Consider the following 16,317-nt stretch of genomic DNA (forward strand, 5'->3'; position numbering starts at 1 on the left):
AGGAGCGGCGGCAGTTCGGGAAGGCGATCGCGGAGTTCCAGGGTGTGCAGTTCATGCTGGCGGACATGGCGATGAAGCTGGAGGCGGCGCGGCAGCTGACGTATGCGGCGGCGGCGAAGTCGCAGCGTGGGGACGGGGATCTGACGTTCTTCGGGGCGGCGGCGAAGTGCTACGCGTCGGATGCGGCGATGGAGATCACGACGGATGCGGTGCAGTTGCTGGGTGGGTACGGGTACACGCGGGACTACCCGGTGGAGCGGATGATGCGGGACGCGAAGATCACCCAGATCTACGAGGGGACCAACCAGGTCCAGCGCATCGTCATGGCCCGCAACCTGCCGTAGCCGGACGGCGCTCCGGCCCCGACCGCACCTCGGCCCCGACCGCACCTCGGCCCGGACCGCACCTCGGCCCCGACCGCACCTCGGCCCGGACCGCACCTCGGCCCCGAAAAGCGGGCGACGGCGGGCGGCCCCGCTTCGTAGGCTGCCCGCCATGTCCTCCGCACTGAGCCTGGCCCGGATCACCCCCGACACCATCGACGCCGCCCTCGCCCTGAAGGTGCGCCCCGACCAGGAGGCCCTGGTCGCGCCGGTGGCGAAGTCGCTGGCCGAGGCGTACGCCCACGGGGACACCGCCTGGCCCCGGCTGATCATGGACGGGGAGCGGCCGGTCGGCTTCGTGATGGCGTTCTTCGACATCAGGTTCAACCCCGAGCAGCCGGACGACCGCCCCCGCTCCGGCCTCTGGCGCCTGCTCGTCGACGCTGAGCAGCAGCGCGGCGGCTACGGCCGCTTCGCCGTTGAGCAGGTCTGCGCCGAGATCCGCCGCCGCGGCGGCACCCGCGCCACCGTCACGTACGTCCCCGGCCCGGAGGGTCCCGCCGCCTTCTACACCGGCCTTGGCTTCCGCCCGACCGGCGAGACGAGCGGCGACCAGACGGTGGCGGAGCTGGAGCTGGAGCCGGCCATGCGCTGACCGCCCCAGGGCCTGGCGGTGACGAGTAGGGTGCCGGACCATGACCGAGCCGGACTTCCTCGCCACGACCAGGGCGTTCTACGACGCCATCGCCGTCGACTACGCCGACCGATTCCGCGACGAACTGGCCGGCGAACCGCTGTCCCGGGCGGTGCTCGCGGCCTTCGCCGAGCTGGTCCGCGCCGAGTCGGTCCGTACCGGGCACGCCGACGGCCCGGTGGCCGAACTGGGCTGCGGCCCAGGCCGGGTGACGCACCACCTGCACGGCCTCGGTCTCGACGTCCGCGGCATCGACCTGTCGCCGCGGATGGTCGAGCTGGCCCGCGCGACGTACCCCGGGCTGGACTTCGCCGAGGGTTCGCTGTTCGATCTCCCGCTGCGCGACGGCGAGTTGACCGGCGCGGTCGCCTGGTATTCGATCATCCACACCCCGGCGGAGCGCCTGCCGGAGGTGTTCGCCGAGTTCGCGCGGGTGCTCGCCCCGGGCGGCCACCTGCTGCTCGCCTTCCAGGTCGGCGACGAGCCGCTGCGGATCGACCAGCCCTTCGGGCACCCGGTGGCGTTGGACTTCCGCCGCCGGCAGCCCGACCGGATCGCGGAGTTGATCCGTACGGCCGGCCTGCGGCTCACCTCCCGCACGCTCCGCGAGCCGGAGGAGGGCGTGCAGCCGACCCCGCAGGCCTACCTGCTGGCCCGCAAGCCCGCCTGAGCCGCCTGAGTCGCGTGGGGCGGTGGTGACAGCGGCATGGCAGTGGTGCCGGTGGGGTGTGAGAGGTCTGACAGCGGGTGCCCCGAACCTTGGTGACTGCACGTCAGTCCACCGAAACGGGAGGCCCTGCCCCATGCCCCGACCCCGCCTCACCTCCGCCCTCGGAACCGGTGCCGCCGCGGCCGCCGGGCTGCTGCTGGCCGGTCTCGCCCCGGCCGCCTCGGCGGCGGCGCCCCCGCGGCGCCGGTGCCCCGGCTGGACTGGCGGTCCTGCGTACCGGACTTCGACTGTGCCCGCGCCACGGTGCCGATGGACTACCGCGACCCGGCCGGGCGCACCGTCGAGCCGGCCGTCATCCGGCACCCCGCGACCGACCCGGCGCACCGGATCGGCTCGCTGTTCTTCAACCCCGGCGACCCGGCCTGGCCCTACGCAGGCTCCCGCGCGCTGGCCGACACCCTCGCCCGCGGCCGCCTGCTGACCGTCCACGGCTACGGCCACACGGCGCTGGGCAACCCGAGCGCCTGCGCCTGGGACCGCGAGCGGCGGTACCTGGTCAGCGGCGAGCTCCCGCCGCCCGGCACGGTCTGCGAGCCGGACCACCAGGCGTTCTAGGCCTTGCCCGGCCGCCCTGCCCGGCCGCCCGGGTCGTGCGCGTGCACGGAATCCGTGCACGCGCACGCACCTCGGTACGATGAACGTCATGAACCGTGCCGACCTCTCCCTGGGCCCGCTGTCCGAGCGGGACCACGCCTTCTACGGCCTGGTCTGGGCCGGCACCACCCTCGCCGCCCAGGTGGACCGCGAGCTCACCCGGGTGCACGGGCTGTCGCTGTCCTGGTTCGAGGTGATGCTCTGGCTCAACGGGCAGCAGGAGCCGGTCGCCGCCTCCGACCTGGGCGCGAAGACGATGCTCAGCCGCAGCCAGGTCTCCCGGGTGGTCGACGCCCTGGCCGCACGCGGCCTGGTGGCCCGCACGCCCTCCGCCTCCGACGCCCGGTCGGTGCGGATCGAACTGACCGGGCAGGGCCGCGCCGCCTTTGCCGAGGCCGACGCCACCCGGCGGGCCGTCCTCGCGCCGGTCTTCACCGACCGGCTCGACGAGGGCGACATCGCGGCCCTGGAAGCGGTCTGGCGCAAGCTGAAGGCCTGAGCCCCGGGTCCGGGTCTACATCGCGTCGGCCTCCGCAGCCCCGGCCTCCGCCGTCTCGGCCCGCGGCCGGCCGGAGGCGGTCGCGATCACCTCGTCCAGCACCTCGCGGGAGCGGAGCAGGTCGGTGACCATCCGGTCGATCCGGTCCCGTTCGGAGGCCAGCTCCTCGACCAGCAGCGGGGTGGCGACCTCGTTCGGGCCGCCGTCGGAGTCGCGCATACAGGGGAGGATCTTGTAGATCGTGCGGCTGTGCAGCCCGGCCGCGAACAGTTCCTGGATCAGGACGACCCGGTCCACCGCCGGCTCCGGGTACTCCCGGTGCCCGCCGTCGGTCCGCCGGGCGGCCAGCAGGCCCTGCTGCTCGTAGTAGCGCAGCGAGCGCTCGCTCACGCCCGTCCGCCGGGCCAGTTCACCGATCCGCATGCCGTCCACCCCGTCGCCGTGACCGCTTGAACCTGACGCCGATGTTAGCTTCCACGGCCCTCGCACCGGCCGGATAACACGGGACCGCCACCCGGCGCCGGACCGGGGGTGACGCGCGTCGGCCGACGGGTCGTGCCATGATCCCTGCATGGCTTCCAACGTTTTCTTCGACATCGAGATCGACGGCGTTCCGTCGGGCCGCATCGTCTTCAAGCTGTACGACGACGTCGTCCCCAAGACCGCCCGCAACTTCCGCGAGCTCGCGACCGGCCAGAACGGCTTCGGCTACGAGGGCTCCGGCTTCCACCGCGTGATCCCGCAGTTCATGCTGCAGGGCGGTGACTTCACCAACCACAACGGCACCGGTGGCAAGAGCATCTACGGCGAGAAGTTCGCCGACGAGAACTTCCAGGCCAAGCACACCCGCCCGGGCCTGCTGTCGATGGCCAACGCCGGCCGCAACACCAACGGCTCGCAGTTCTTCATCACCACCATCGTCACCGACTGGCTGGACGGCAAGCACGTCGTCTTCGGCGAGGTCGTCGAGGGCATGGACGTCGTGACGGCGGTCGAGAAGCTCGGCTCGCAGAGCGGCCGCACCTCGGCGAAGGTCACCATCGCCAAGTCCGGCATCGTCGAGTAGTCACCGGTTCATCAGTTCGAAACCGCACACCGCCCCGGCCGTGGAAGTCTGATCAGTCGACTTCCCACCCCGGGGCGGTGGCAGTTTTCGGTACGGTTCCGGGCTTGAGGCGGGCGGGACGGCGGTCAGCCTCGGAGCGGTACCGGGTTCTCTGGGCCGTCGAGCCACACCGTGTGACTACTGGGTGTGACGGTGAGGCCGAAGCGGTCGAAGCCGGGTCGATCGTGGCGGCACCACCAGCGCCAGGCTGCCTCCACCTCGTTCCAGAGGCTCCGGGGGCCCGACTGCACCACCTCGTAGTCGTGCCGGCCAGGCTCCCAGTCGACGGTGGCCCACGACGTGATGGCCGTGTCGTGCAGCCACAACGTGTACGTGCCATCGGCGTACCGCTCAACCAGCGGGAACACCCCGGGCACCTGCACCCCAACGGCGAACATGGCCAGCCAGCTGCCAACGTCGTCCGGGGAGTGCCGCAAGGGCGATGAGCCCTGAACTGGTGGCGCTCTACGAACAGCGCGCCGACCTGCCGGTATCCGTCTTCGTGAGCCTGCTCGGGCAGGCCGCCGAACGCATTGACGTGCTTGTCTACGCTGCTGTCTTCCTCCACGAGGCGTACCCCCGGCTGAACGATCTGCTTCGGGAACGCGCTGCCGATGGTTGCGCGGTTCGGATCGCACTCGGCGACGCCGACAGCGAGAACGTCAGTCGGCGCGGAGAGGAGGAGAAGTTCGGTCACGGTATCGAGTCCCGATGTCGGCTTGCTCTCCTGCACTACCGCCCGCTGCTCGGCACACCGGGGATCGAGATCCGCACCCACGGAACCACGCTGTACAACAGCCTCTACCGGGCGGACGACCAGGTACTGGTGAACGCGCATGTGTGGGGAGTCAACGCCTTCGGGGCCCCGGTGTGGCACCTGCGCCGGACCGGGTTGGGGACGCTGTTCGACACCTATGCTGCGAGCTTCGACGCGGTGTGGAGCACCGCCCGACCGGTTGAGGAGAACTGATCACGTGGCACGGACCGAGTTCTACGACGATCCCGGCGCGCCCAAGCCGAATCGGCTGGTAGTGGCGGCGTCCGCCGTGGTGACGGACGACGAAGGGCGCATCCTCCTCCAACGACGCACCGACAACGGCCTGTATGCGCTGCCGGGTGGAACGATGGACCTTGGTGAGTCGCTCCCGGGCACGGCCGTTCGGGAGGTCCGCGAGGAGACCGGTTTTGACGTCGAGATCACTGGGCTGGTCGGCACGTACACCGACCCCCGGCACGTGATCGCCTACTCGGACGGCGAAGTCCGGCAGCAGTTCAACGTCTGCTTCACCGCGCGCATCACGGGCGGGGAACTGCGGATCTCGGATGAGTCCACAGACGTCCGGTTCGTGGCGCCGGGCGACATCGAAGGGCTGCCGACGCACCACACTCAGCGCCTCCGGCTTCAGCACTTCCTGGAGAACAGGGCGATTCCCTACCTCGGCTAGGTCTGCCGCGGCGCCGGACGGCGCCCGCACCGAGCGGTGGCTCACCGGCCCCGAGGCCCGACCGCCTGGCGGAGTGCGGGGGCAGGGTAGCCGGGTGGGCGGGTGGGCGGGCCGGAACCGCGCAATCACTGCGTGCGCCGGCGCGGTCGCTCTAGGCTCTCCGTGCGCGGTCGGAGCCGCGGCGAACTCGACACTCCGGCAAGGTGGTTCACCGATGGAACAGGACGCCGACGACGGCGCGGTGACGTACGAGCAGGTGACGGTGGTCTCGCTCGCCTCGTGCGAGCCGGTCAATCCGGCGCGGATCGCGGTGCGGGTCGCCTGCGAGGTCATGACGGTCAAGCGGGTGGCGGGCTACTGGGTGCGCTGGGACGAGCGCTGGGGGCCGGAGGAGATCCGCCACCACTCGCGCTGGGTGCCGGACGAGGAGTACGTGCGGCCGGGCACCGGCGGCGTGGACGGCGCGCTCACGGTGACGGTGGCCGCGTACTGGACGTACCGGGAGGGCGACAGCCCGCGCCGGCCGACCACGGAGACCGCGGTGGCCTTCCGGCCGGGCGAGGCCGAGCACGAACTGGTGCTGGAGCGGCCCGATCCGCACCGCCCGGCGGCCCTGACCGTGCACCTGACCGGCGCCCGCTGGCTGGCGGGCGGCGAGGGGCGGCTGATCCACTACGGCTACGCGGGCGCCACCGAGGCCGCCGGCGGCGAGGGGGAGTGGCTGGTCCGCTTCCCCGAGTGCGGCACCGGCCTGCTCCCGCAGGCGGGTTAGGCGACTGCGGTACGGGCCTGCTCCCGCCAGCTGGTCAGGCCGCCGCTGTCCGGGCCCCGTCCCGCAGGCCGACCTTGCGGGCGGGGGCGCCGGCCCAGATCTCGCCGGGCCCGGTGGAGCGGGTGAGCACGGCGTTGGCGCCGATGACGGTGCCGGCGCCGACGGTGAGCACGCCCTCCTTGCACACCACCTTGGCGCCCGCGCACAGCACCGCGCCGTCCTCGACCACCACCCGCCGCATGGCGCTCCGCTCCTGCGGCACCCACGGGTCGGCCCGGCCGATGGTGACCCCGTTGTAGAGCGTCACGCCGGCGCCGAGGGTGGTGTACGGGTGGAGCACCGTGCCGAAGCCGCGGTGGAACACGACGAGCCCGGGCCCGATCTCGCAGGCGGCGGGCACCTCCATGCCGTAGAGCGCGAGCGCCTCCTGGACCAGGCGGCCCAGGAGGCGGTGGCGGCGGCGGTAGACGAGCGCGGTGACGAGTGACATCCACCCATTGTGGCGGCGAGGCTACTTCACGTCACCATGGGTTACTTGATGTCCGGTACCGCGGTGTCGTTCTTGAAGGCGTCGAAGACCTGCTTGGACTTGGCGGCGTCCCACAGCACCGCCGACTCCCCGGTCTTGGTCCGGTAGTCCGGGTTGCCGATCGGGACGGTCAGGGTCTTGCCGCCGCCGCCGTTGACGTCCTTCATGGCGAGGAAGAGCGAGCCGAGGTCGGTGAGGCCGGCGTCGTCGTCGACGATGAGGGTGCCGAGGGCGGAGTCGACCAGCGGGTAGAAGGTGAACGGGTTCAGCACGGTGCCGGGGGAGGCGGCCTGGTGGGCGAGGGCGCCGAGGAACTTCTGCTGGTTGCGCATCCGGCCGAGGTCCTGGTCGGCCATCTGGTGGCGCTGGCGGACGAAGGCGAGGGCCTGCTTGCCGTTGAGGGTCTGGTCGCCGGCCTTGAGGTCGAGGCCGGAGTCCTTGTCCTTGAGGTCCTGGTCGATGTGCATCTCGACGCCGCCGATGGAGTCGACGATGCCGACGAAGCCGGCGAAGCCGATCTCGGCGTAGTGGTCGATGCGGATGCCGGTGTTCAGTTCGACGGTCTGGACGAGGAGGCGGCCGCCGCCGTTGCCGAAGGCCGAGTTGATCTTCGAGGTGGTGCCCTTGAGGGTCTTGCCGCTGCTGTTCTTGTACTCGGGGATCGGTACCCAGGAGTCGCGCGGGATGCTCATCAGGGTGTTCCCGTTGTCCCCGACGTGCAGGACCATCATCGAGTCGCTGCGCTTGCCCTCGGTGTCGTGACCGGTGTGCAGGTCGTCCTGTTCCGAGTCGGTGAGGCCCTGGCGGCTGTCGGAGCCGACGATCAGCCAGTTGGTGCCCTTGCCGGCCGGCGGGCGGCCGGGGTAGTCGGCGAGCACGTTCTCGTGGTTGAGCTTGGAGTCGGCCCAGAACCAGGTCGAGACGGCGGTGACCATGACGGCGATCAGGAGGCCGAAGACCGACCACTTGACGATCCGGCGCCGCGGCCACCGCTTGGTCTGTATACCGCCCGGCTGGGCGCCGCCCGGGCCTCCGGGCCCACCCGGCCGTCCGGGACCACCAGGACCGTTAGGACCACCCGGACCACCCGGGCCCCCAGGCCCCCCGGGGCGGCCGCCGGGCTGCCCGCCCGGACCCTGCGGCGGGACGCCGCCGAGCCGGGACGGCTCCGGCTGTCGTGGCGCGGGCGCACCCGGCCCGCGCGGGTTCATCGACGACGGCAGCGGCGGCTCGGCCGCCCCGCCGCCCCCGCCGCGCCCGTACGCGCCGCCGTTGCCGCCGCCCCCATACGGGTTCCCGTCTCGGTACGGGTTCCCGCCGCCTCCCGGGCGGCCCTCCTGCCACGTGTTCATGTCGTCGAGGATGCCCGACCCCGCTCGTGCTGACTCCCCCCGGGGTACTCACCAGGTCGCTTGTAGCAGTTTTGATGCACGGGTCGGATCGTTCCGCCGCAACTTCCGCGCGGCCGTACGACGGTGGGGTGGGACGGGACTGGGCAGGACGGGGCGGGGCGGCGCGGGCGCCGGGTCGACGTGAGCCCGGTCACCACGCGTCACGTCACCCGCCGTTCAACTGGCGAAACGATTCTTGACCGGTTCGAACGCAGCGTGTTTGCATTTCGGGTATGGATCAGCGTTGGGCACTCACGCGTCGGCGGCACGTCGACCTGCGGCGTGGTGTGGCCTGTTCGCTCTGTCGCGGCTGAAGCGCGCCCACCGGATCACCTCGGCGTCACCCCACCCGCGCCGAGCACCTCACCCCGAACGCGTCGAACGCGTCGAGCACGTCGAGTAAGTCGAACGCGTCGAGCACGTCGAAACACCTTCCCGGGCTCCGACCCGCAGCGGTCCTCCTGCGCCGCGTCGCGCCGCCCCCGCCTCCAGCCAAAGGTGAACCCCATGGCCACCGTCCTGTCCGTTTCCGGCTCCCCGTCCGCGACCTCCCGCACCACCCGCCTGCTGCGCCACGTCGACGCCGGGCTGGAGGCCCGCGGCCACCACGTCGTCCCGTTCGAGGCGCGCAGCCTGCCCGCGCACGCGCTGCTGTCGGGCGACTTCGACCACCCGGAGATCGTCGCCGTGACCGAGCTGTTCGCCCGGGCGGACGGCGTCGTGATCGGCACCCCCGTCTACAAGGCCGCCTACTCGGGCCTGTTGAAGGCCCTGCTGGACGTGCTCCCGCAGTACGCGCTGGCCGGCAAGGCCGTCCTGCCGCTGGCCACCGGCGGCTCGCCCGCGCACGTGCTGGCGGTGGACTACGCGCTGCGCCCGGTGCTCAGCTCGATGGGCGCCGGCCACATCACCCAGGGCTGGTTCGTGCTCGACCGCCACATCACCACCAGGGAGGACGGGACGACCCTGGTCGAGCGCGAGACCGACACTGCTGGCCCCGGTCGTGGAGGGTTTCGCGCAGGCCCTGGAGCGGTTGGCCGCACCGGCGCTGACCGGCTGAGGAACCGGGGCCCGGACCCCGTACGGGGCGTCCCCGAGACGGGCCGCGGCACCCCCTAGGGGGAGGGGCGCCGCGCCCCGTAGATCCTTGGTCGGGCGGCTTCATTCCGGCGGATGACGAGCGTGCCCGCCGTTGCTCATAACGTTGTGGACGTCCCCGCTCGTGCCGACGAGGGGCGAGGTTCTCCCGGGAGCCGGCGCCCGCCGGGCCCGGTGGGTGGGGTCAACTCCCGGTCGACGACCCTTCCTGCGCCATGCCCGCGTCCTGCGCCATGCCCGCGTACGGAGGGCCGGCCGGGGTCGACGGTCGGGCCCACTTCTTAGGAGACTCCAGTGACGACGGCAGCCACAGCCGTGTACGACCCCCAGCTTCCCGACGGCGCGCCCGCCGTCGCCGCCGCGGCCCGCCAGGTCAGCAAGGCGTACGGCGCGGGCGAGACCAGGGTCACCGCGCTCGACGCGGTGGACGTCGACATCCAGCGCGGCCGCTTCACCGCGATCATGGGCCCGTCGGGCTCCGGGAAGTCGACCCTGATGCACTGCCTGGCCGGCCTGGACACGGTCAGCGCCGGGCGGATCTGGATCGGCGACACCGAGATCACCGGCCTCAAGGACAAGCAGCTGACCAGGCTGCGCCGGGACAAGATCGGCTTCATCTTCCAGGCGTTCAACCTGCTCCCGACGCTGTCCGCGCTGGAGAACATCACGCTGCCGATGGACATCGCCGGCCGCCGGCCGGACCAGGCCTGGCTGGACCAGGTGGTGGAGACCGTCGGCCTGGCCGGCCGGCTCAAGCACCGCCCGGCGCAGCTCTCCGGCGGTCAGCAGCAGCGCGTCGCGGTGGCCCGGGCGCTGGCCGCCCGGCCCGAGATCATCTTCGGCGACGAGCCCACCGGCAACCTGGACTCCCGGGCCGGCGCCGAGGTGCTCACCTTCCTGCGCCGCTCGGTCGACGAACTGGGCCAGACCATCGTGATGGTGACCCACGACCCGGTCGCCGCGGGCTACGCGGACCGCGCGCTCTTCCTCGCCGACGGCGTGATCGTCGACGAGATGCACGCGCCCACCGCCGACTCCGTCCTCGAACGCATGCGCCGTTTCGACGGCAAGCGGACCAGCTGAGCGGGCGGGACGGGACAGATGCTGCTCAAAACCGCTCTGCGGAGCTTCTTCGCCCACAAGGGCCGCATGGTGCTCTCCCTGATCGCCGTGATGCTGTCGGTCGCGTTCGTCTCCGGCACCCTGGTCTTCTCCGACACCGCGACCAGCACCTTCGACAAGCTGTTCGCCGCGACCGCCTCCGACGTCTCCGTCCAGCCGCCCAAGCCGGCCGAGGACGACGACCAGCAGGCCTCCGACAAGCCGCGGACCGTCCCGGTGGCGGCCGCGCAGCAGGTCGCCGCGGTGCCGGGGGTGAAGTCGGCGGTCGGCCAGGTCATGGTCGAGAACGCGACCCTGGTCGACCCGGCCACCAACAAGCTGGTCGGCCCGACCTCCGGTGCACCGACCCTGGTCGGCAACTGGACCGAGACCCCGCGCAGCGCGGTGCGCCTCACCCAGGGCCACGTCCCGCGGAACGCGGGCGAGTTGGTGCTGGACGCGGACACCGCGAAGAAGGCCGGGCTCGGTCTCGGCGCCAAGCTCCGGGTCGACAACGCCGACGGCCGGCACGAGTTCACGATCTCCGGCATCGCCTCCTTCACCACCACCAACCCCGGTGCGGCGCTGGCCTTCCTGGACACCCCGACCGCCCAGCAGGTGCTGCTCGGCGGGCAGGCGTACACCTCGGTCGAGGCGTTCGGCGACGGCAGCCGCGGCAACGACCGGCTGAAGGCCGACGCCCTGGCCGCGCTGGGCTCCGGCTACCAGGTCAAGACCGCGGCCGAGCAGAAGGACGAGAACACCAAGAGCATCGGCAGCGGCCTCGGCTTCATGAAGAACGCGATGCTCGGCTTCTCGCTCATCTCGGCGTTCGTCGGCTGCTTCCTGATCATCAACACCTTCTCGATGCTGGTCGCCCAGCGCACCCGGGAGATCGGCCTGCTGCGCGCCATCGGCGGTAGCCGCCGGCAGGTGAACCGCTCGGTCCTGGTCGAGGCGCTGATCCTCGGCGTGCTCGGCTCGACCCTCGGGGTCGCGGCCGGTCTGGGCATCGCGGTCGGCCTGATCAAGCTGATGAACGCGATCGGCATGAAGCTCGACGCGGGCGACCTGAAGATCGGTCCGACGGTGTTCCTCGCCGGGTACGCCCTGGGCATCGTGGTGACGCTGGTGGCGGCCTGGGTCCCGGCCCGCCGGGCGAGCCGGATCGCGCCGATGGCCGCCCTGCGCGACCACGGCACGCCGGCCGAGGGCCGCGCGAACCTGGTCCGCACGGTGGCCGGTCTCGTCCTGACGGCGGGCGGCGGCGGTCTGCTGGTGCTGGCCGCGCAGGCGCAGAAGGCGGCCACCGGCGGCCAGTACCTGGGTCTCGGCGTGCTGCTCACCCTGATCGGCTTCGTGGTGCTCGGCCCGCTGCTGGCCACCGCCGTGGTGCGGGTGCTGGGCGCGCTGCTGCCGGCGCTGTTCGGCCCGTCCGGCCGGCTCGCCCAGCGCAACGCGATGCGCAACCCGCGTCGCACCGGGGCCACCGCCGCCGCGCTGATGATCGGACTGGCGCTGGTGATCGGCTCCTCGGTGTTCAGTGCCTCGACGGTCACCTCGGCCAACGCGCAGATCGACCGGTCGGTGGGCGCGGACTACATCGTCCAGGGCGGCCGCACCTCGATCACCCCCGAGATGCTGGACGCCGTCCGCCGGACCCCGGGCATCGACCACGTCACCACCCAGAAGTTCTTCAACCCCAAGCTCCAACTGCCGGACGGCCGGAGCGCGAAGACCAACCTCACCGCCGCGCCGCCCGCCTTCTTCGGCACCGACTTCCACCTCCCGGTCACCGCCGGTTCGGTGGACGCGATCGGGCGGGGCGAGCTGGGGATCGGCGAGGCCTTCGCGAAGGACCACGGCCTGAAGGTCGGCGACCAGGTGACCGTCGCCTACGGCAAGGGCCGCACCCAGGTGCTGCCGGTGGGCGCCGTGTTCGCGAAGGGCTCGCTGTTCGGCGACGGCTCCTTCGTCGACTTCGACACCATGGCCAGGGCCGTGCCCGCCGACGAGCAGCCGCCGGTCTGGACGTTCTTCGCCAAGGCCTCCTCCGGAGCCGACGTCGCGAAGACGCTGACCGCCCTGGAAGGCGCGCTCAAGGAGTACCCGCAGCTGACCATCAAGGACCAGGCCGGCTACAAGGAGGTCGTGCAGTCCCAGGTCAACACCCTGCTCTACCTGATCTACGGCCTGGTCGGCCTCTCCATCACGGTCGCCGTGCTCGGGGTGGTCAACACCCTGGCGCTGTCGGTGGTCGAGCGGACCAGGGAGATCGGCCTGCTGCGGGCGATCGGGCTCTCCCGCCGCCAGCTGCGCCGGATGATCCGGCTGGAGGCCGTGGTGATCTCGGTGTTCGGCGCGGTCCTGGGCACCGGGCTCGGGCTGGCCTGGGGCGTCACCGCCCAGCGGGTGCTGCGCGACCAGGGCCTGGCCACGCTCTCCGTCCCGACCACCACGCTCGCGGTGACGCTGGTCGCCTCGGTGGTGATCGGACTGGTCGCCGCCCTCGTCCCGGCCTTCCGGGCCGGGCGGATGAACGTCCTCGCGGCCATCGCGACGGACTGACCGGGGCCGTCGGGACGGATCGACCGCAGCCGTCGCGACGGACCGACCGGGCGGCGCGGGCCGCAGGACCCGGCGGTGGGGGGCCGCCGAGGGGGGAACGGGGGGCAGGGGCCGGGTGCGGACAGCACCCGGCCCCTGCGGCACGGGCCGCCCCAGGCCGACTGAGATGATCGTCCGATGTTCGCCCCGGATACCCCGGACGCCCCGCCGCTGCCCAGCGCCGCGCCCCTCACCGCCGCCGCTGCCGCCCGCTGGCGCGCCGCCCGCACCGCCTGGCGCCTGGACGGCCGCTGGCCGGCGCTGCTGCCGGCCGCCTTCGTGATCCTGGCCACCGCGGTGGAGCCGACCCCCGGCGACTGCAACGTCCAGGGCGTCTGCCGGGACACCTGGGGCTCCTCGCTGGCCGCCTGGTCGGTGCTCGCCGAAGTGGTCCTGCTGGCCGGCCGGTTCCGCGGCCGGGCGCTGGTCCCGCCGGCCGTCCTCGCGGTGCTCTGGTACGCCCCGCACGGCCTGGTCACCCCGCTCTGCCGCTGGACGGCCGTCCTGCTCCACCTGCTGCTCTCCGCCGTGCTGATCGGCGCCGAGCTCGGCCGCCGCCGCGCCCGCCAGCAGCTCGACGAACTGATGGCCCCGCCCGTCCCCTTCCCCTGGACCGCCGCCGGAGCGCCCTCGCCCGTCCACCCCGACGGCCCGCCGGTGCTGCGCCGCGCGCTCGGCGCCCTGCTGCTCGCCGCCGCCCTGGCGTTCCCGCTGTACGGGCTGTGGGGGCAGGCCCGGCAGCAGGCGAGCGCCGAACGGGCCGACCAGGTCACCGGCACCGCGGGCGACACCGACCAGGACGGCGTCCTGACCGTCCGCTTCCACCCGCCCGGCGGCGGCCCGGAACGCACCGCCCGGCTGGACGTCTGGTGGGCCCGGCCGCCGCAGCCCGGCGAGCCCGTCCCGCTGCTGGTGGACGGCGCCGCCGTCCGCGCCGCCGGCGACGACTACGACCTCACCGGCGCGCTGACCGCCGGCGGCCTGCTCGCCCTGCCCGGCCTGCTGCTGCTCGGCTCGGCCGCCACCGCGAACGCCCGCCGCTCCCGGCCCTCCTTCGCGGGCTCCGCGCCCGCCCTCGCCGTCCGGGTCCGCGCCGACGCCCAGGGCGACCTGCTGGTGCAGCCGCTGGACGGCCCGCCGGACGGCCCCGCGCTCTGGCGGCTGGTCGAGCGCGACCGCTACCGCTGGGCCCGCTACGGCGCCCCGGACGGCGAGGGCCCGGCCTGGGTGCCCGAACACCTGGAGACCGAGGACGACGACGCCGACCACCTCGATCTCGAAGTCTCCTACGACGAGGAAGAGGAGGAGCTCGGGGACGTCTTCGACCGGCTGACCCCGGAGCAGGCCGCCGCCTGGCTCGCCCGCGCCGGCCGGAGCGTGCCGGCCGTGCTGTACCGGGGGCCCGACGGGCCGGAGCAGCAGCTCCTGGTCCGCCCCGGACTGCTGGACCACGACCCGCGCTGGGTGGCGGCCGTGGTCGCCCCCGCCGCCCGGGCCCCGCGGCCGGGCCGGCGCACCGAGGGCTACCGGGAGCGGGAACTGGCCGTCGCCGCCCTGACCGCCGAGACGGTGGCCGCCGCCCCCGCGGCCGGGCCGGACGCCGAACCGGTGCCCGCCCGCCGCTGGGAGATGCCGCTGCCGCTGCGGGCGGTGGCCGGTCCGGTGCCCGCCCTGCTGCTCGCGGGCCTGGTCGTGCTGCTCGGCCGGAGCGGCTGGTGGGGCGGCCTGGTGCACCCGCTCCTGACCGGCACGGTGGCGATCCTCGCCTGCGGCCGCACCCTCTCCTGGCAGATGGTCGCCGACCGGGACGGCCTGCGGATCGCCACCGCGCTGCGTACCCGGACCTTCCGGTGGCAGGAGATCAACGCGGCCGCGGTCCACCGCAACCTGCTCACCGTCCAGCTGCGCTCGGGCGAGGAGGTCACCGTCGGCAGCCGCCCGGCCGCCTGGCTGGCCGGACACTTCGGGGACCGCTACGACCCGGTGGAGCTGGCCCGGGCCGTCGCGACCGCCGCCCACCGGCCGGACCTGCGCCCGCACCGGTCGCTGCCGGACCGGCTGGGCGGCCCGCAGCACCTGCTGAACCGGTTGTCGCTGGGCGGCTACGCGCTCTTCACCATCGTTCACCACCTGCTCTGAACCTGCGCCGAACCTGCACCGAACCCGCGCGGCCGCCACCGAACCCCGCCGGGGCGCTCTCCCGGGCTCCGTCCCGCCCTCCGGAAACCGCCCGTTCCGACCCGGCTGCGGGCCCGTACGCGGAGCGGAGTACGGTGGGCGTGATCAAGGAGTCCAACCGGGCGTCGCGGGCTGCGAGCAGCGGCCCGGACCGGGACAAGACGGAGACGTGTCCGCACCGGTACGGTTGGCCCCGATGAACACCAAGGCTGCTGAGGAGCTGCCGGCTGTCTCCGTGATCATGCCGGTGCTCAACGAGGAACGACACCTGCGGACGGCGGTCCGGCGCATCCTGGACCAGGAGTACCCCGGGCCGATGGAGGTGGTGATCGCCCTCGGTCCGTCCACCGACCGGACCGCGGAGATCGCGGCCGAACTGGTGGCGGAGGACCCGCGGGTACGGACCGTGCCGAATCCCACCGGCCGCACCCCCGCAGGGCTGAACGCCGCGATCCGCGGCTCGCGCCATCCGATAGTGGTCCGCGTGGACGGCCACGGCCTGCTCACCCCCGGCTACATCACCACCGCGGTCCGGCTGCTCGACGAGATGGACGCCGCCAACGTCGGCGGCATCATGCACGCCGAGGGCGAGACCGAGTGGGAGAACGCGGTCGCCGCCGCGATGACCTCCAAGATCGGTGTCGGCAACGCCGCCTTCCACACCGGCGGCCTGGCCGGCCCGGCGGACACCGTCTACCTCGGGGTGTTCCGGCGCGAGGTGCTGGAGAAGCTCGGCGGCTACAACGAGGAGTTCGTCCGCGCCCAGGACTGGGAGCTCAACTACCGGATCCGCCAGGACGGCGGGCTGGTCTGGTTCACCCCGCAGCTCAAGGTGACCTACCGGCCCCGGCCGTCGGTGAAGGCGCTGGCCAAGCAGTACAAGGACTACGGCCGTTGGCGCCGGGTGGTCACCCGCTACCACCGCGGCTCGGTCAACCTCCGCTACCTGGCCCCGCCGACCGCCCTGCTGGCCGTCACCCTCGGGCTGGTGCTGGGCGTCGCCGTCCACCCGGCCCTCCTCGCGGTGCCCGGCGCGTACCTGCTGGGCATCCTCGGCGGCGGGCTGGTCGGCGGCCGCGGCCTGTCCTTCAAGGCCAGGGCGATGCTGCCGGTGGCGCTCGCCACCATGCACCTCAGCTGGGGCTTCGGCTTCCTCACCTCGCCCCGCTCACTGGCCCGCCGGGTGATAGGCAGCGTCGGCCCGGCCGCCAAGGACGTGCTCTCCAGGGCGAGTTGACGCCGACCCGGCAG

At 73.0% G+C, this 16,317-nt stretch carries 17 protein-coding genes and 1 pseudogene; 14 read left to right on the forward strand and 4 right to left on the reverse strand.

Going from position 1 to position 16,317, the window contains the following annotated elements; all coding sequences use genetic code 11:
• The 5 genes from AB0R04_RS33670 to AB0R04_RS33690 form a co-directional block, all read left to right on the forward strand.
• Positions 1 to 344 (forward strand): acyl-CoA dehydrogenase family protein (locus AB0R04_RS33670; protein WP_363377395.1); only part of this gene is annotated, 344 nt, incomplete at its 5' end.
• Positions 345 to 495: 151 nt separating this feature from the next.
• Positions 496 to 978 (forward strand): GNAT family N-acetyltransferase, encoded by a 483-nt coding sequence (locus tag AB0R04_RS33675; RefSeq protein WP_363377396.1) that lies wholly within the window; start codon positions 496 to 498, stop codon positions 976 to 978.
• A gap of 40 nt (positions 979 to 1,018) precedes the next feature.
• A complete protein-coding gene (locus AB0R04_RS33680; protein ID WP_363377397.1) occupies positions 1,019 to 1,687 on the forward strand; it encodes a class I SAM-dependent methyltransferase in 669 nt (222 codons plus the stop codon).
• A gap of 246 nt (positions 1,688 to 1,933) precedes the next feature.
• The gene (locus AB0R04_RS33685) at positions 1,934 to 2,302 is read left to right on the forward strand and encodes an alpha/beta hydrolase (protein ID WP_363377398.1); all 369 of its coding nucleotides are present in this window, start codon (positions 1,934 to 1,936) and stop codon (positions 2,300 to 2,302) included.
• Between the two features lie 88 nt (positions 2,303 to 2,390).
• Positions 2,391 to 2,840: a MarR family transcriptional regulator gene (locus tag AB0R04_RS33690; protein ID WP_063349108.1), complete on the forward strand. Its 450-nt coding sequence runs from the start codon at positions 2,391 to 2,393 to the stop codon at positions 2,838 to 2,840.
• A gap of 15 nt (positions 2,841 to 2,855) precedes the next feature.
• Here AB0R04_RS33690 and AB0R04_RS33695 read toward each other — a convergent pair whose 3' ends face one another.
• The gene (locus AB0R04_RS33695) at positions 2,856 to 3,263 is read right to left on the reverse strand and encodes a MerR family transcriptional regulator (protein WP_363377399.1); all 408 of its coding nucleotides are present in this window, start codon (positions 3,261 to 3,263) and stop codon (positions 2,856 to 2,858) included.
• 148 nt (positions 3,264 to 3,411) lie between these two features.
• On the opposite strand from AB0R04_RS33695, the gene AB0R04_RS33700 reads away from it, so the two are divergent.
• On the forward strand, positions 3,412 to 3,906 hold the full coding sequence (locus tag AB0R04_RS33700) for a peptidylprolyl isomerase (RefSeq protein WP_063349110.1): 495 nt from the start codon (positions 3,412 to 3,414) through the stop codon (positions 3,904 to 3,906).
• A 125-nt stretch (positions 3,907 to 4,031) separates the two neighbouring features.
• Here the strand turns inward: AB0R04_RS33700 and AB0R04_RS33705 are convergent, their stop codons facing one another.
• Positions 4,032 to 4,343 carry a hypothetical protein gene (locus AB0R04_RS33705; protein ID WP_363377400.1) on the reverse strand — a complete coding sequence of 104 codons (312 nt, stop codon included), beginning with the start codon at positions 4,341 to 4,343 and terminating at the stop codon, positions 4,032 to 4,034.
• Between AB0R04_RS33705 and AB0R04_RS33710 the strand changes: the two are divergent.
• From AB0R04_RS33710 to AB0R04_RS33720, 3 genes and pseudogenes are all read left to right on the forward strand, one after another.
• Positions 4,343 to 4,915: pseudogene (locus tag AB0R04_RS33710) on the forward strand (XRE family transcriptional regulator); the annotation flags it as partial. The gene AB0R04_RS33705 and the pseudogene AB0R04_RS33710 overlap by 1 nt on opposite strands.
• A 4-nt stretch (positions 4,916 to 4,919) precedes the next feature.
• Positions 4,920 to 5,390 (forward strand): NUDIX domain-containing protein, encoded by a 471-nt coding sequence (locus AB0R04_RS33715; RefSeq protein ID WP_363377401.1) that lies wholly within the window; start codon positions 4,920 to 4,922, stop codon positions 5,388 to 5,390.
• A gap of 214 nt (positions 5,391 to 5,604) precedes the next feature.
• Positions 5,605 to 6,162, forward strand: a complete 558-nt coding sequence (locus tag AB0R04_RS33720; RefSeq protein WP_363377402.1) for a hypothetical protein — start codon at positions 5,605 to 5,607, stop codon at positions 6,160 to 6,162.
• Between the two features lie 34 nt (positions 6,163 to 6,196).
• Here AB0R04_RS33720 and AB0R04_RS33725 read toward each other — a convergent pair whose 3' ends face one another.
• Both AB0R04_RS33725 and AB0R04_RS33730 read right to left on the reverse strand, forming a co-directional pair.
• The gene (locus AB0R04_RS33725; protein WP_363377403.1) at positions 6,197 to 6,652 is read right to left on the reverse strand and encodes a hypothetical protein; all 456 of its coding nucleotides are present in this window, start codon (positions 6,650 to 6,652) and stop codon (positions 6,197 to 6,199) included.
• Positions 6,653 to 6,693: 41 nt separating this feature from the next.
• Positions 6,694 to 7,626 (reverse strand): LCP family protein, encoded by a 933-nt coding sequence (locus AB0R04_RS33730; protein WP_363377404.1) that lies wholly within the window; start codon positions 7,624 to 7,626, stop codon positions 6,694 to 6,696.
• A 963-nt stretch (positions 7,627 to 8,589) separates the two neighbouring features.
• Between AB0R04_RS33730 and ssuE the strand changes: the two genes are divergently transcribed.
• The 5 genes from ssuE to AB0R04_RS33755 all read left to right on the forward strand — a co-directional run bounded on the left by ssuE (position 8,590) and on the right by AB0R04_RS33755 (position 16,303).
• Complete coding sequence (gene ssuE / locus AB0R04_RS33735; RefSeq protein WP_363377405.1) at positions 8,590 to 9,201, forward strand: NADPH-dependent FMN reductase; 612 nt, start codon at positions 8,590 to 8,592, stop codon at positions 9,199 to 9,201.
• Positions 9,202 to 9,474: 273 nt separating this feature from the next.
• On the forward strand, positions 9,475 to 10,263 hold the full coding sequence (locus AB0R04_RS33740; protein ID WP_363377406.1) for an ABC transporter ATP-binding protein: 789 nt from the start codon (positions 9,475 to 9,477) through the stop codon (positions 10,261 to 10,263).
• 18 nt (positions 10,264 to 10,281) lie between these two features.
• Complete coding sequence (locus tag AB0R04_RS33745) at positions 10,282 to 12,849, forward strand: FtsX-like permease family protein (RefSeq protein ID WP_363377407.1); 2,568 nt, start codon at positions 10,282 to 10,284, stop codon at positions 12,847 to 12,849.
• A gap of 177 nt (positions 12,850 to 13,026) precedes the next feature.
• Positions 13,027 to 15,027 (forward strand): hypothetical protein, encoded by a 2,001-nt coding sequence (locus AB0R04_RS33750; RefSeq protein WP_363377408.1) that lies wholly within the window; start codon positions 13,027 to 13,029, stop codon positions 15,025 to 15,027.
• A 235-nt stretch (positions 15,028 to 15,262) separates the two neighbouring features.
• The gene (locus AB0R04_RS33755) at positions 15,263 to 16,303 is read left to right on the forward strand and encodes a glycosyltransferase family 2 protein (protein ID WP_363377409.1); all 1,041 of its coding nucleotides are present in this window, start codon (positions 15,263 to 15,265) and stop codon (positions 16,301 to 16,303) included.
• The last annotated feature ends 14 nt before the right edge of the window (positions 16,304 to 16,317 follow it).

The sequence above is a fragment of the Kitasatospora sp. NPDC056731 genome (assembly GCF_040687675.1).
Classification (GTDB): Bacteria; Actinomycetota; Actinomycetes; order Streptomycetales; family Streptomycetaceae; genus Kitasatospora.

Bases quoted from the DNA above. Each gene is read 5' to 3' on its own strand.
- AB0R04_RS33690 (WP_063349108.1), top strand. From the start codon at position 2,391: ATGAACCGTGCCGACCTCTCCCTGGGCCCGCTGTCCGAGCGGGACCAC.
- AB0R04_RS33680 (WP_363377397.1), top strand. From the start codon at position 1,019: ATGACCGAGCCGGACTTCCTCGCCACGACCAGGGCGTTCTACGACGCC.
- AB0R04_RS33750 (WP_363377408.1), top strand. From the start codon at position 13,027: ATGTTCGCCCCGGATACCCCGGACGCCCCGCCGCTGCCCAGCGCCGCG.
- AB0R04_RS33700 (WP_063349110.1), top strand. From the start codon at position 3,412: ATGGCTTCCAACGTTTTCTTCGACATCGAGATCGACGGCGTTCCGTCG.
- AB0R04_RS33720 (WP_363377402.1), top strand. From the start codon at position 5,605: ATGGAACAGGACGCCGACGACGGCGCGGTGACGTACGAGCAGGTGACG.
- AB0R04_RS33730 (WP_363377404.1), bottom strand. From the start codon at position 7,626: ATGGTCACCGCCGTCTCGACCTGGTTCTGGGCCGACTCCAAGCTCAAC.
- AB0R04_RS33705 (WP_363377400.1), bottom strand. From the start codon at position 4,343: ATGTTCGCCGTTGGGGTGCAGGTGCCCGGGGTGTTCCCGCTGGTTGAG.
- AB0R04_RS33755 (WP_363377409.1), top strand. From the start codon at position 15,263: ATGAACACCAAGGCTGCTGAGGAGCTGCCGGCTGTCTCCGTGATCATG.
- ssuE (WP_363377405.1), top strand. From the start codon at position 8,590: ATGGCCACCGTCCTGTCCGTTTCCGGCTCCCCGTCCGCGACCTCCCGC.
- AB0R04_RS33695 (WP_363377399.1), bottom strand. From the start codon at position 3,263: ATGCGGATCGGTGAACTGGCCCGGCGGACGGGCGTGAGCGAGCGCTCG.
- AB0R04_RS33675 (WP_363377396.1), top strand. From the start codon at position 496: ATGTCCTCCGCACTGAGCCTGGCCCGGATCACCCCCGACACCATCGAC.
- AB0R04_RS33745 (WP_363377407.1), top strand. From the start codon at position 10,282: ATGCTGCTCAAAACCGCTCTGCGGAGCTTCTTCGCCCACAAGGGCCGC.
- AB0R04_RS33725 (WP_363377403.1), bottom strand. From the start codon at position 6,652: ATGTCACTCGTCACCGCGCTCGTCTACCGCCGCCGCCACCGCCTCCTG.